11 protein-coding genes and 1 pseudogene are annotated in these 13,449 nt (G+C 76.3%); all 12 read right to left on the reverse strand.

Annotated elements, in window-relative coordinates; translation table 11 throughout:
* Positions 1-143: 143 nt before the first annotated feature.
* Complete coding sequence (locus tag AB7F12_RS03355) at positions 144-1,232, reverse strand: M24 family metallopeptidase (protein WP_428496674.1); 1,089 nt, start codon at positions 1,230-1,232, stop codon at positions 144-146.
* 4 nt (positions 1,233-1,236) lie between these two features.
* Positions 1,237-2,328 (reverse strand): 3-dehydroquinate synthase, encoded by a 1,092-nt coding sequence (gene aroB / locus AB7F12_RS03360; protein WP_428496675.1) that lies wholly within the window; start codon positions 2,326-2,328, stop codon positions 1,237-1,239.
* 58 nt (positions 2,329-2,386) lie between these two features.
* On the reverse strand, positions 2,387-3,007 hold the full coding sequence (locus AB7F12_RS03365; protein ID WP_428496676.1) for a shikimate kinase: 621 nt from the start codon (positions 3,005-3,007) through the stop codon (positions 2,387-2,389).
* Entirely contained in the window at positions 3,004-4,191 is a 1,188-nt protein-coding gene (gene aroC / locus AB7F12_RS03370; protein ID WP_428496677.1) for a chorismate synthase, read from the reverse strand. Before aroC ends, AB7F12_RS03365 begins: the two co-directional genes overlap by 4 nt.
* 64 nt (positions 4,192-4,255) lie before the next feature.
* Entirely contained in the window at positions 4,256-4,996 is a 741-nt protein-coding gene (locus AB7F12_RS03375) for a prepilin peptidase (RefSeq protein WP_428516257.1), read from the reverse strand.
* Positions 4,997-5,478: 482 nt separating this feature from the next.
* Complete coding sequence (locus tag AB7F12_RS03380) at positions 5,479-6,369, reverse strand: spermidine synthase (RefSeq protein ID WP_428502682.1); 891 nt, start codon at positions 6,367-6,369, stop codon at positions 5,479-5,481.
* A gap of 1 nt (position 6,370) precedes the next feature.
* On the reverse strand, positions 6,371-8,176 hold the full coding sequence (locus AB7F12_RS03385) for an endolytic transglycosylase MltG (RefSeq protein ID WP_428502681.1): 1,806 nt from the start codon (positions 8,174-8,176) through the stop codon (positions 6,371-6,373).
* 135 nt (positions 8,177-8,311) lie between these two features.
* A complete protein-coding gene (gene ruvX / locus AB7F12_RS03390) occupies positions 8,312-8,761 on the reverse strand; it encodes a Holliday junction resolvase RuvX (protein WP_428502679.1) in 450 nt (149 codons plus the stop codon).
* The gene (gene alaS / locus AB7F12_RS03395) at positions 8,758-11,421 is read right to left on the reverse strand and encodes an alanine--tRNA ligase (protein WP_428516255.1); all 2,664 of its coding nucleotides are present in this window, start codon (positions 11,419-11,421) and stop codon (positions 8,758-8,760) included. Before alaS ends, ruvX begins: the two co-directional genes overlap by 4 nt.
* A 65-nt stretch (positions 11,422-11,486) precedes the next feature.
* A complete protein-coding gene (locus AB7F12_RS03400) occupies positions 11,487-11,792 on the reverse strand; it encodes a hypothetical protein (RefSeq protein ID WP_428501851.1) in 306 nt (101 codons plus the stop codon).
* The gene (locus AB7F12_RS03405; RefSeq protein ID WP_428501852.1) at positions 11,789-12,175 is read right to left on the reverse strand and encodes a DUF948 domain-containing protein; all 387 of its coding nucleotides are present in this window, start codon (positions 12,173-12,175) and stop codon (positions 11,789-11,791) included. The genes AB7F12_RS03400 and AB7F12_RS03405 overlap by 4 nt, the downstream gene beginning before the upstream one ends.
* Before the next feature lie 193 nt (positions 12,176-12,368).
* Positions 12,369-12,914 (reverse strand): annotated as a pseudogene (gene shbA, locus AB7F12_RS03410) (RNA polymerase sigma factor ShbA); the annotation flags it as partial.
* Between the last annotated feature and the right edge of the window lie 535 nt (positions 12,915-13,449).

Raw genomic sequence — 13,449 nt, forward strand, 5'->3', positions numbered from 1 at the left:
AAGGACGGGCCCGGCCGGAACCGGGCCCCGGGCGGACCGCCGATCGACGCCGCCGCGAATGCCGGGAACCAGGATAGCCCCGCACCGGGCGTCCGGACGCGACGGCCCTGGTGGGCGCCGGGTCCCCGCCCGTGGCGGCCCGGTCAGACCTCCACGAGCCCGTGCGGCGCAAGCGTGAGCGGGCGGCTTCCGGCGTCGAGCACCGCGAGGGTGTCCTCGATCCGTACCCCGCCCCGGCCCTCCAGGTAGACGCCGGGCTCCACGGTCACGACCATGCCTGCGACCAGCTCGCCCGCCCCGCCCGACGACAGCCACGGCGCCTCGTGGATCTGCAGGCCGACACCGTGGCCGAGGCCGTGCACGAACCGCTCCCCCAGCCCCGCCGCGACCACGACGTCGCGTGCCGCCGCATCGACGGTCGCCACGGCCGTACCGGGCGCGAGCGCGGCGCAGCCCGCGCGTTGGGCCCGCGCGACCAGGTCGTGCAGGTCGCGCTGCCAGCCGGCGGCCGGCCCGATGACGAACGTGCGCGTGGTGTCGGAGTGGTAGCCGTCGACGAGCGCCCCGAAGTCGATCTTCACGAGGTCGCCGCGGCGCAGCGCGGCGTCGGTCGGGCGGTGGTGCGGGATCGCCGAGTGCGCGCCCGCCGCCATGATCGTCTCGAACGCCGGGGCGCTCGCACCATGGCCGCGCATCCTGTTGTCCAGGTCGAGCGCGACCTCCCGCTCGGTCCGGCCGGCCGCGATCCCACCCGCGGCGACCAGGTCGGCCAGCGCGGCGTCGGCCACCGCGCAGGCCGTGCGCAGCGCCGCGACCTCCACGTCGTCCTTCACCGCACGCAGCCCGGCGGTCAGCCCCGGGGTGCGGACGAGCTCGACCCCGGCGGACGCCTCGTCGATCGCGGTGAACCCGTCGACGGTCACCACGTCGGACTCGAACCCCAGACGCGCCACCCCCGACGCCGGCGCAAGCCGCGCCAGGGCGAGGGCGCTGCCGCGGTCGACGACCGTCTCCAGGTCCGGGACCTCCTCGGCCGCCTGCGTCACGTAACGGCCGTCGGTGCAGAACCGGGTGCGCCCGTCGCCGTCGGCCGCGAGCAGCAACGCCGCGTTGGAACCGGTGAAGCCCGTCAGGTACCGGACGTCGACCAGGTCGGTGACCAGCAACGCGTCCACGCCGGCACCGGCCAGCAGCGTGCGGAGGCGGTCGCGGCGCGCCCCGAACGGCCGCACGCCCTCACGCCCCGCTGATCGCGGCGTAGGCCCGCTCGATCAGCGCCGGCGCCGGACCCTCGAGGCGGCCCGGCTTCGCGAGACCGTCCAGCACGACGAACCGCAGCATCCCGGCGCGGGCCTTCTTGTCACCCGCCATCGTCGCGACGAGCTCGGGCAGGACACCCGGCTCGTAGGTGGTCGGCAGGCCGATCGAGGTGAGGACGCTGCGGTGGCGCTCCACCGTCGCGTCGTCGAGGCGGCCGGCCGCCCGGGCGAGCTCGGCGGCGAACACCATCCCGACGCTGACCGCCGCGCCGTGGCGCCACGTGTACTCCTCACGGCGCTCGACGGCGTGCCCGAGGGTGTGGCCGTAGTTGAGGATCTCGCGCAGGTGCGACTCGCGCAGGTCCGCGCCCACGACGTCGGCCTTCACCCGGATCGCCCGCTCCACCAGCTCGGGCAGCACCCCGCCTCGCGGGTCGAGTGCCGCCGCCGGGTCCTTCTCCACGAGGTCGAGGATGACGGGGTCGACGATGAAGCCCGCCTTCACGACCTCCGCCATCCCCGCGGCGAGCTCCGCCGGCGGCAGGGTCTCCAGCGTCGCGAGGTCGACCAGCACCGCGGCCGGCTCGTGGAACGCCCCGACGAGGTTCTTGCCCGCCCCCGTGTTGATGCCCGTCTTCCCGCCGACGGCCGCATCGACCATCGCGAGCAGCGTCGTCGGCACATGGACGACGTTCACGCCGCGCATCCAGGTGGCGGCCACGAAACCGGCGAGGTCGGTGACCGCGCCGCCACCGAACCCGACGACGACGTCGCGACGGGTCAGCCCGACGGTGCCGCACACCTCCCAGCAGTAGCCGGCGACCGCGAGCGCCTTGCCCTCCTCGGCGTCGGGGACCTCGACGCGGTGCGCGTCGAGCCCGGCGGCCTCCAGGCTGCGGCGGACCTCCTCGGCCTCGTCGGCCAGCGGCGGCTGGTGGACCAGCACCACCGCGCGCGCACCGGTCCTGGCCACGACCTCGGGAAGCATCGCCCGCACGCCGCGACCCACCACGACGTCGTAGGGCCGCTCGGCCGCGACGCGGATCCGGACGGGTTCGGCGGTGGTCACGGGGTCCTCCAGGGGTCGTACGGTGGCGCGCTCCGGGACACCCCCGGGTGCGCGGGGCTCAGGGCCCCGACGGGTCGCGGACGAACGGGTCCGGCAGGGCGACGCCGTCGTGCGGGGTGGGCTGGTCGAGCGGGTCGCCGGCGACCGGTTCCGGTTCGGGGGCGTCCTCCCCGAGCGCGGCCAGCACCGCGGTGGCGACCTGGTTGGCGCTGCGCTTCGCGGTGTCGACCGTGACCGTCGCGACCTCCGCGTACAGCGGGGCCCGGGCGTCGAGCAGCGCCTTGAAGGTGGCCCGCGGGTTCACCCCGGCCAGCAGCGGCCGCGCGGTGGACATCCCGGTGCGGCGCATCCCGTCGGCCAGCGACACGGTGAGCGCGACGACCCGGTGCCCGCGCAGGGCCTGCCGGGTCTCCGGCGCCAGCACGGCACCCCCGCCGAGCGCGAGGACGCCGCAGTCACGGCCGAGTGCCTCGGCGACGACCTCGCGTTCCAACGCCCGGAACGCGGGCTCGCCGTCCTGGGTGAAGATGTCGGAGATCGCCTTGCCGGCGCGCTCCTCGACCAGCGCGTCGGCGTCGGTGAACGCGACGCCCAGCCGGCGGGCCATCACCTTGCCGACGGTGCTCTTGCCGGACCCGGGCGGCCCGACGAGGACGAGGACCGGCCGGTCCTCGCTCACCCCTGCGCCCCGAAGGTCGGCGCCGCCTGCTCGTAGGAGCGCAGGTTGCGAACCGTCTCGGCGATCGAGTCGCCGCCGAACTTCTCCAGCGCCGCGTCGGCCAGCACGAGGGCCACCATCGCCTCGGCGACCACACCGGCCGCGGGCACCGCGCAGACATCGGAACGCTGGTGGATGGCCTGGGCCGGTTCGCCGGTCGCGACGTCGACGGTGCGCAACGCCCGCGGGACGGTGGAGATCGGCTTCATCGCGACGCGGACCCGGACGGGCTCGCCGTTGGTCATGCCGCCCTCGATGCCGCCGGCGCGGTTGCTGAGCCGGTCGACCGGGGCGCCCGGGACCATCTCGTCGTGCGCGACGCTGCCGCGGCGCCGGGCGGTGCGGAAACCGTCGCCGATCTCCACACCCTTCATCGCCTGGATCCCCATCAGGGCCGCGGCGAGCTTCGCGTCGAGGCGCCGGTCGGAGTGCACGTAGGAGCCGACACCGACGGGCATGCCGTAGGCGATGACCTCGACGACCCCGCCGAGGGTGTCGCCGTCGACCTGCGCGGCGTCGACCTCGGCGACCATGGCCTCGGCCGCGGCGGGGTCGACCGCGCGGACGGGGTTGGCGTCGACCTTCTCCAGGTCGTTCGGGCCGGGGACGACGTCGTCGGGCGCCTCGGCGGCCCCGAGCGCCACGACGTGGGACACGATGTCGACGCCGAAGGCCTGCTTGAGGAACGCCTTCGCGACCGTGCCGAGCACGACGCGCGACGCCGTCTCCCGCGCGCTGGCGCGCTCCAGGACCGGGCGGGCGTCGTCGAAGCCGAACTTCGTCATGCCGGACAGGTCGGCGTGGCCGGGACGCGGCCGGGTCAGCGGCGCGTTGCGGGCCCGGTTGGCGATCAGCTCCGGGTCGACCGGGTCGGCGGCCATGACCGTCTCCCACTTGGGCCACTCGGTGTTGCCGATGCGCACCGCGACCGGGCCGCCCTGCGTGAGGCCGTGGCGGATACCGCCGATGATCTCGAGCTCGTCGGCCTCGAACTTCATCCGGGCGCCACGGCCGTAGCCGAGGCGGCGCCGGGCCAGTTCGGCCGCGATCTCCTTGGACGTGACCTCGACGCCAGCGACCATGCCTTCGAGCACGGCGACCAGGGCCGGACCGTGCGACTCCCCTGCGGTGATCCAACGCAACACGCCGACCATCCTCTCACCCGTCCACCTGCACTCACGCCGCGGTCGGCACTGCCCGCGCGCGGGGTCAGCCCGGCGGCCCGGCGCCGGCGACCACGGCCAGCGCGCCGCCGACCATCGCGGGCCCGAACGGCACCTCCACACCACGGGCCCGGCCTGCCACCACCGCCGCGGCGACGGCGTGCACGGCGCCCAGGACGGTCGTCGTGACACCGGCGAGGACGAGCGCGGCCCAGCCGTCGCGCCCGACCGCCGCGCCGAGTCCCGGGGCGAGCGCGCAGTCGCCGCCGCCGATACCGCCCCGGGTCACGGCCCGCAGCACCACCAGCACGCCTGCCGCCACCACGCCCGCGACGACGGCCCGGACCGCCGCGGCGGGATCGTGTCCTGCGGTGAGCAACAGCGCCGTCCCCGCGCCGGCGGCGGTCGTGGCGGTGAGCGGGGCGGGCAGCCGGTGCACGGCGGCGTCGACGGCGACGAGCACGATCCCGCACAGCACGACCCAGCACCCGAGCACGGCCGCCGGCCCGGCCCGGGCGGCCACGACGACCCCGCAGCCCAGCGCGGCGACGAGCTCCACCGACCACGCGGGCGGTCCGACCGGTTGCCCGCAGCAGCGAGCGCGTCCCGACACGGACGGCGCGCCGAGGGGCGCCGCGCAGCAGGCGCACCCGGACCTGCGCGCACCCGGGGCGGCCACGGTGTGGCGCACGATCGCCGCGCGCAGCCACGGCCCGGCGGCGGCCCCGGCCGGTGCGGCGAGCAGCACCGGCAACGCACCCTGGACTCCCGTCCCGTAAGTCCCCATGACGTCGATGATCGACGTGTTCGCCGCGACCGGGGCCCGCGCGGCGTCGCCTGTGGACAATGTCGCGGCATGGGGACAGCCCGCACCGGGCGGGACCGTCGCTCCCCCGTCGCACCGCGGACCGGGCCGCCGTCGCCCGCCGCGTCGAGCCGCGATCCCCCGCCGACGAACGTGTGACGAGTGCTGCCCCCTCGCGCTGACGACACGTTCGCGCGCGGTCCGGCCCGCGAGCGTGTCACCAGCGCCGGGCGGGCGCGCTGGTGACACGCTCGGTGCACCCGCGCCCGCGCCCGCGCCGGGCGCCCGGCGCCCCGCGCCCGGCGCCCCGCGCCCCGCGGCCGGCGCCCCGCGCCCCGCGCCCCGCGCCCCGCGGCCGGCGCCCCGCGCCCCGCGGCCCGCGGCCGGCGGCCCGCGCCCCGCGGCCGGCAGCCCGGTCGGCGGCGGCCGGCGGCCGGTCGCCGGCGGCGCGACCGGGTCGGGCGTCAGCCGGAACCGGGTGACGGCTCGGCGGGCCGGCCGAAGAACCCGGCCGGTGGCACGGGAGACGGTGTCGCCGTCCGGTCGGTGACGACGGCCGCGGTCCGGGCGAACCGCCGCAGCTCGGCGCCGTGGCGCACCGCCGACGGGAACGGGTCGGCCGCGCAGGCGCGGGCGAGGTCGGCGAGCGGCAGCTCGGCGGGCGAGGCGAGCAGGACGAGGTTGCCGAAGCGGCGCCCGTGCCAGACGTCGGCGGCGGCCACGACGGCACGGTGGCCGAACACGGCGGCGGCGGTGGCGACCTGCCCCCGGGCGAAGTCGAGCGGCCCGCCGTCGGCGAGGTTCACCGCGAGCACCCCGTCGGGGGCCAGCGCGCGGGCGACGAGCGTCGCGAACTCGACCGACGTCAGGTGCGCCGGGATGCGGGCGCCGGCGAACACGTCGACGACGACCAGGTCGACGGCCCCGGGGGCCAGGTCGAGGGCCATGGCGCGGGCGTCGCCGATGCGCAGGTCGAGCAGGGTGTCGTCGGCGGGGAGGCGGGTGCGGACGAGGTCGGCCAGCGCGCCGTCGAGCTCGACGACGGTCTGGGGCGACCCGGGCCGGGTGGCGGCGACGTAGCGGGCCAGTGTCCAGGCGCCGCCACCGAGGTGGGCGACCCGCAGCGGGGCGCCGGGCGGGGCGAGGACGTCGACGACGTGCCCGAGGCGCCGCAGGTACTCGAACTCCAGGTGGGTCGGGTCGTCGAGGTCGACGTGGGACTGGGCGGTGCCGTCGACGAGCAGCGTCCACGACGAGGGCCGGTCGGGGTCGGAGACGAGCTCGGCGAGGCCGTGGTCGACCTCGGCCCGCACGACGAGTGACGATCCGGCGGGCTCGTCCGGTGCCTCGGACACCTCAGATGGCGCCGTCGGCGATCGCCTGCCGGATGTTGGCCTGGTGCTCGGCGAGTGTCGTGCCGAAGCAGGAGGTCCCGTCGGGCTTGCACCGTACGAAGAACAGCCACGGCCCGGGCTCCGGTCCGAGCGCGGCGGCCATGGCGGCCTTGCCGGCGGCTGCGATGGGGGTCGGGGGCAGGCCGGTGACGGCGTAGGAGTTGTAGGGGCCGACGCGGGCGCGGGCCTCCGCCGTGGTGCGCAGGGCCTGCACGTCGAGCGGGTAGTTGACCATCGAGTCGAGCTCGAGGCGCTGGTTCACGGCGAGCCGGTTGTAGACGACGCGGGCCACCCGCGGCATGTCGGGCGTGATGCCCTCCTTCTCGACGAGGGAGGAGATGATCAGCGCCTGGTAGGGGGTGACGCCGGTGCGGGCGGGCGCGTCGCCGAGGCCGGCGGCCTCCAGCCGGGGCACGGACGCGGCGAGCAGCTCGCGCCACACGTCGGGGGCGGCGGTGCCGGGGGCGATGTCGTAGATGCCCGGGGAGACGAGGCCTTCGAAGCGGCGCGCCGGTTCGGCCTTGCGGATGTCCTCGAGTGCCCAGCTGGGCGCACCGAGCTCGCCGGGGTCGGTCTTCTCCATGGTGGAGCGCAGGTCGTCGGCGCTGACGCAGCGGCGCTGCCCGTCGATCTGCCCGCAGCTGGCCTGGGAGATGAGGCTGAGCACGCCGGGGGCGGTGGCGCCGTCGGGTGAGCGGGTGTCGTCGAGCTGGGTGCCGCCGCGGACCTCGAGGCGGCCGACGCGGGCGGCGGGGTCGACGAGGCGGGCCACGGCGGACTCGGCCGACATCTGCCCGCTCATCTGGTAGTAGCCCGGCTGGACGGCGAGGATCCGGGAGTCGTCGGCGGCGGCGCCGGTGAACGCCCCGGAGCTCGCGACGACGCCGCGGCGGGTGAGCATCTGCCCGATCTGGCTGGTCGAGTCCCCGGCGACGACCTGGACGATGACGTCGCCGGTGCCGGGGCCGTCGTAGTCCGCGTCGAAGAACGAGGAGCCGAGGACGTAGGCGCCGCCGCCGACGACGCCGAGGAGCACGACGACGGCGAGCGCGAGGACGCCGATGCGGCGTCGTCTGCGGATGACGGCCTCGCGGCGGGCGGTCCGCGCGGACGTGCCCGCGGTGCGGCGGGGTCCGGCCCGGTCGTCACCGGGGGGCGGGCCGGCCGGGGACGACGCGGCGGGGGTGGCGGCGCGGTGGGTGTCGTCGTCGCCCGCGGAGCCGGACCGGGAGGACCGGACGGGTGCGTCGTAGGCGTCGTAGGGGTCGTCGTGTTCGGTCGCGGCGGCCCGCGGTGCGGTGTCGTCGCTGGTGTGGCGGGGGCGGACGCTACGCGCGCGGACGGTCTCGGCGACCGCGTCCGGCGGCGGGACGGGAGCGGCGGCCGGGCGGGGACGGCTCGGGTCGCGCGGCGCGCCGGCGCCGCGGCGGTGCCCGGCGGCGCGGGGCGGCGCGGGCTCGTCGGGGCGGCGGCGCCGGACGGCCGGCACCCGGTCGGTGCGCTGGTCGGTCTCGTTGTCGGGGCGTCGGCGGCGGCCCGACGGCGGGACCGCGCCACGACCGCCCGGGTCGGCGTCGCCGGCGCGCGAGGCGTGCCGGGAGGGTTCGCCCGGCCCGGGGGTGCGCCGGTCCTCCCCGCGCGGGCCGGCCCGGCGCGGCGCCGGGGGCGGTGCCCAGCCTGCGTCGTCGCGCCACGGGTCACGGTCGCCCCGCGCCGGCGTCCGCCGGACCGGGCGCCCGTCGTCGCGGCCGTCCATCCCGTCGGTCACCGGGTACGACCGGGGCGGCGGGGGCGGACAGGCGTGGTCACGAGGCCCGACAATACCGACGGCGCCTGCGCGCCGGACGGGGTCGCCTCCGGGCTCGCCGGGACAGCGGGCGCGAACCCGACGAACCGGCTCTGTTCACCGGCCGCGGGCGTCGAGCCAGCCCTGCAGGATCGCGACGGCCGCGGCCTGGTCGACGACGGCGCGCTGCCGCTTGCCCTTCACCCCGCGCTCGCGCAGCTGCCGGGTGGCGACGACCGTGGTGAGCCTCTCGTCGACCAGCTCGACGGGGACGTCGAGGACCGCGACGAGGTCGTCGGCGAACGCGCGGGCCGTCCGCGCCGCGGGACCTTCGGTGCCCGCGAGGGTGCGGGGCAGGCCGACGACCACCTGCACGACGTCGTGCTCGGTGACGAGCGCGGCGATCTCACGCAGGTCGGACCCGGTGCGGTCGCCGGGTTCGCGGACGTCGCGGGCGACGGTGACCAGCGGCGTCGCGAGCAGGCAGTCGGGGTCCGACAGCGCGACACCGACCCGGACGGCGCCGACGTCGATCCCGAGCCGCCGGCCCCGTCCGGGTGCGGTCACGCGTTCGCGAGTGCGGTGCGCAGCGCGACGATCGCGTCGGGGATGCCGGCGGGGTTCTGCCCGCCGCCCTGGGCGAGGTCGGGCTTGCCGCCGCCGCGGCCGCCCACGGCCGCGGCGAACGACGGGATGAGCTTGCCGGCGGCGAGGCCGCGGTCGCGGGCGGCCGCGGTGGTCGCCACGACGAAGGACACCTTGTCGTCGTCGGCACCGAAGAGGGCGACGACGCCGGGGCGGTCGCCGAGGCGGCCGCGGACGTCGGAGGCCAGGGCGCGCAGGTCGTTGCCGCTGACCCCGGCGGGCGCGGCGACCGCGACGAGCGCGATGCCGGCGACGTCCTCGGCGCTGTCGGCAAGCGCGCCCGCGGCACCGAGCGCGGCGTCGGCGCGGTGCTTCTCGAGGTCGCGCTCGGCGGTGCGCAGCCGCTCGACGAGCGCGGCGATGCGATCGGGCAGCTCGTCGGGGCGGGCCTTGAGCTGGTCGGAGATCTGGGAGAGCAGCAGGTGCTCGGTGGAGACCTGGCGCAGCGCGTCGTTGCCGACGAGCGCCTCGACGCGGCGCACCCCGGAACCGATGGAGGCCTCCGAGAGCACCTTGACGATGCCCAGCTCGCCGGTGCGGGCGACGTGCGTGCCGCCGCACAGCTCGCGGGAGTAGTCGCCCATGTCCACGACGCGGACCCGGTCGCCGTACTTCTCGCCGAACAGCATCATGGCGCCGAGGGTGCGGGCCTCGTCCATGGAGGTCTCGTACGTCTCGACCTCGCGGTTCTGCTGCAGGACCGTGTTGACCTCCTCCTCGATCTCGGCGAGTGCCGCGGCGGGCACGGCACCGGTCGGGGAGGTGAAGTCGAACCGCAGCCGGCCGGGCGCGTTGAGCGAGCCGGCCTGCGCGGCGGCGGTGCCGAGCGCGCCGCGCACCCCCGCGTGGACCAGGTGCGTGGCGGTGTGCGCCCGCGAGATCGACGCGCGGCGGGCGACGTCGACCTCGGCGACGACGGTGTCGTCGACGGCGATCGTGCCGGCCTCGACGGTGCCGCGGTGCACGCGCAGGCCCGCGACCGGGGACTGCACGTCGTCGACGCGGACGATCGCGGAGCCGGCGCGCAGCACACCGTGGTCGGCCTGCTGGCCGCCGGACTCGGCGTAGAACGGGGTGCGGTCGAGGACGACCTCGACCTGCTGTCCCTCGGACGCGGCGGGGGCGGCGGCGCCGTCGACGACGAGGCCGACGACGGTGCCCTCGGCGGCGAGGTCGGTGTAGCCGAGGAACGTCGTGGTGCCGTGGGCGTCGAGCAGCGGGCGGTAGACCGAGCCGTCGTGGTGGCCGGTCTTGCGGGCCTTGGCGTCGGCCTTGGCGCGGTCGCGCTGCTCGGCCATGAGCGCGGTGAAGCGGTCCTGGTCGACCGCCAGCCCGGCCTCGGCGGCCATCTCCAGCGTCAGGTCGATCGGGAAGCCGTAGGTGTCGTGCAGCTGGAACGCCTTGTCCCCGGCGAGGGTCGAGCCGCCCGCCTTGCGGGTGTCGGCGACGGCGACGTCGAAGATGCGCGAGCCGGCGGTCAGTGTCTGCAGGAACGCCTCCTCCTCGGCGCGCACGACGGCGGAGATCCGCTCGAAGTCGGTGACGAGCTCCGGGTAGGAGGGGGCCATCTCGTCGCGGACGACCTCGGCGAACGAGCCGAGGACCGGCTCCTGCACCCCGAGCAGCCGCGACGAGCGCACGATGCGGCGCAGCAGCCTGCGCAGGACGTAGCCACGCCCGTCGTTGGACGGGGTGACACCGTCGCCGATGATCATGACGCCGGACCGGGCGTGGTCGGCGATCACGCGGAACCGGACGTCGTCCTCCGGGGTGGCGCCGTAGCGACGGCCCGACAGCTCCTCGGCGCGGGTGATCACCGGGCGGACCAGGTCGGTCTCGTAGACGTTGTCGACGCCCTGCAGCAGGTAGGCGACCCGTTCGATCCCCATGCCGGTGTCGATGTTCTTCGCGGGGAGCTCGCCGATGATCGGGAAGTCGTCCTTGGTCCCGCCGGCGGCGCGCTCCTTCTCCATGAAGACCAGGTTCCAGATCTCCAGGTAGCGGTCCTCGTCCACGACCGGGCCGCCCTCGCGGCCGAACTCGGGGCCGCGGTCGTAGTAGATCTCCGAGCACGGCCCGCAGGGCCCGGCGACGCCCATCGACCAGTAGTTGTCGGCCATGCCGCGGCGCTGGATGCGCTCGGCCGGGATCCCGGCGAGGCGCTGCCACAGCGCGGCGGCCTCGTCGTCGTCGTGGAAGACCGTGACCCAGATGCGGTCGGGGTCGAGGCCGTACCCGCCGTCGGAGGTGGACGACGTGATGAGGCGCCACGCGTGCTCGATGGCGCCTTCCTTGAAGTAGTCGCCGAAGGAGAAGTTCCCGGCCATCTGGAAGAACGTGTTGTGCCGCGTGGTGCGGCCGACCTCGTCGATGTCGCCGGTGCGCACGCACTTCTGGATCGACGTCGCGCGCGGGTAGGGGGCCGGTGCGTCGCCGAGGAAGTAGGGCTTGAACTGGACCATGCCGGCGTTGACGAACAGCAGGGTCGGGTCGTCGAGGATCAGCGACGCGCTGGCGACGCGGGTGTGGCCCGCGCTGGTGAAGTGGTCGGTGAAGCGGCGGGCGATCTCATGGGTCTGCACGGGAACAGCTCTCTGCGTGGTGCGGTCGGGGGCCGTGATCGGGCGGGCGCGAGGGCCGGGGCGGGTCAGCGACCTGCCCGGCGCGCTCGCTGCGGGCGCAGCGCGGGGTCCTCGGCGACGGCGTCGGCGAAGGTGGGGACGGTCTGGCCGGTGCGGCGCTCGACCATGTCGGCCAGCTCCTGCTCGCGCGACTCCATGCCGGCGCGGACCTCGGCCCCGAACGCCCCGAGGCCGGCGCCGAGCTCGCGCAGCCCGTCGGCGATGTTGGCGCCCATCCCGGCGGGGGTCAGGCTCTGCGCCGCGCGGGTGGCGCGTCGGCTGCCGTACACGCCCGCCGCGACGCCGACCCCGAGCCAGAACAGCCGCTTCACTTGCGGCCCTTCCGGATCCCGGCGGCGGCCTTGCCTGCGCGCCGGGCCTTGATCGCCCTGTTGACCCCGTAGGAGAACGCGGCGGCGCGCACCAGCGGGCCGCCCAGGGTCGCGGTGAACAGCGACGACAGCACCGACACGTTGGCGGTGACGGTACGGGCGCCCGCGGTGATCCCGTCGACACGTTCGAGCTGGGTGTTGACCTGGTTCAGCGTGGTGTGCGCGTCGGACAGCAGCGGGGCGCTGCCCTCGTGGGCCTTGCGGATCGCGACGGTGGCCTCGTCGAGCGTGCGGCCCAGTTTCAGCAGCGGCACCGCCGCCAGCAGGACCAGCACGACGAACGCGCCGGCGGCGATCAGCGCGGCGATCTGACCAGCCGACACGTGTCCTCCTGACCCGGACGACGAAGGCCCGGTGACGATGGTGGGTGATCGTCGCCAGGCTACTCCCCGACCGGGTCCGGCCTCAGCCGACCCGGGGGTCGCGGTACCCGTCCGCGGCGGTGTCGCCCACGTCGTCCCCGGCGGCCGCGGCGACGGCGCCGCCCGGCGGCGGGTCGGCGAGCAGCGCGGCGGCCTCGTGCTCGACGAGGACCTGGCGCAGGCGGGTGAGCGCGCGGTGCTGGGTGACGCGGACGGCGCCCGGCGTGGAGCCCACGGCGTGCGCGGCCTCCTCGGCCGACAGGCCCACGGCGACGCGCAGCACGATCACCTCGCGCTGGCGCGGGGTGAGGGTGTGCAGCAGCTCGCCGAGCCGTTCACCCAGTTCGACGGCGAGGGCGCGGTGCTCGGGCCCCTCGGCGCCCGACACCGAGTCCGGCACGTCCGGCATCGGCTCGGACCGGTTGCGGCCGATGGCCCGGAACGCGTCGGTGACCTTGTGCGCGGCGATGCCGTAGACGAAGGCGCGGAACGACAGTCCCTTGACCGTGTAGTTGGGCAGCGCGCGGACGACGGCGAGGCAGACGTCCTGGGCGACGTCCTCCGCCGCGCCGACGACGCACTCCTGGCGTCCCAGGCGGGCGCGGCAGTAGCGCAGCACCATCGGGTGGATGACCGACAGGAGCGCGTCCCGGGCCCGGGCGTCGCCGGCGACGGCGTCGCCGACGAGCGCCTCGATCAGCTCGGCCGGCCCGTTGGGCTCGTCGTCGGTGATCCCGTCCGGGACATCGTCGGGGGCGTCGTGCAGGGCGCCGACGGCGGGGACGACGGCGGGGACGACGGCGACCGGGCCGGGCTCCGGGAGGCGGGGCGCCGGGATCACCGGGTCGAACGTGGCGGGGTCGAGCAGGTCGGTATCGCGGAGCGTCCGTGGCGCGGCCGCTGCGGTGGTCATCGCGGTGGTGCGGCCGGCGCGGCCGCGCGCGTGAGGTCGATCATGGGGGTCCCCTCCCTGCACCGGACCGCGCCGGCTTCTCCGCCGGCGCGACTCTGCGTCCGGGCTCCGACCCGCGGCAGGGGTCGACGCACCCGTCGTGCGCGAAGGACGTCCCGACAGACCGGTCCACACACCGCGGTCCCCCGACCGCCGGCGAGCGAGGCCTCCCCCGTTCGGCGCGACACGTCCCGCTGTGCCCTGCGAGGGCGTGTCGTTCACCTTTCACCTACAGCTCAGTATTCTGGGTGAATGTCGATTTGGGGTCAAGGGTAATTGGGCC

Origin of the sequence: Pseudonocardia sp., from assembly GCF_050250275.1 — a bacterium.
Taxonomy (GTDB): Bacteria; Actinomycetota; Actinomycetes; order Mycobacteriales; family Pseudonocardiaceae; genus Pseudonocardia.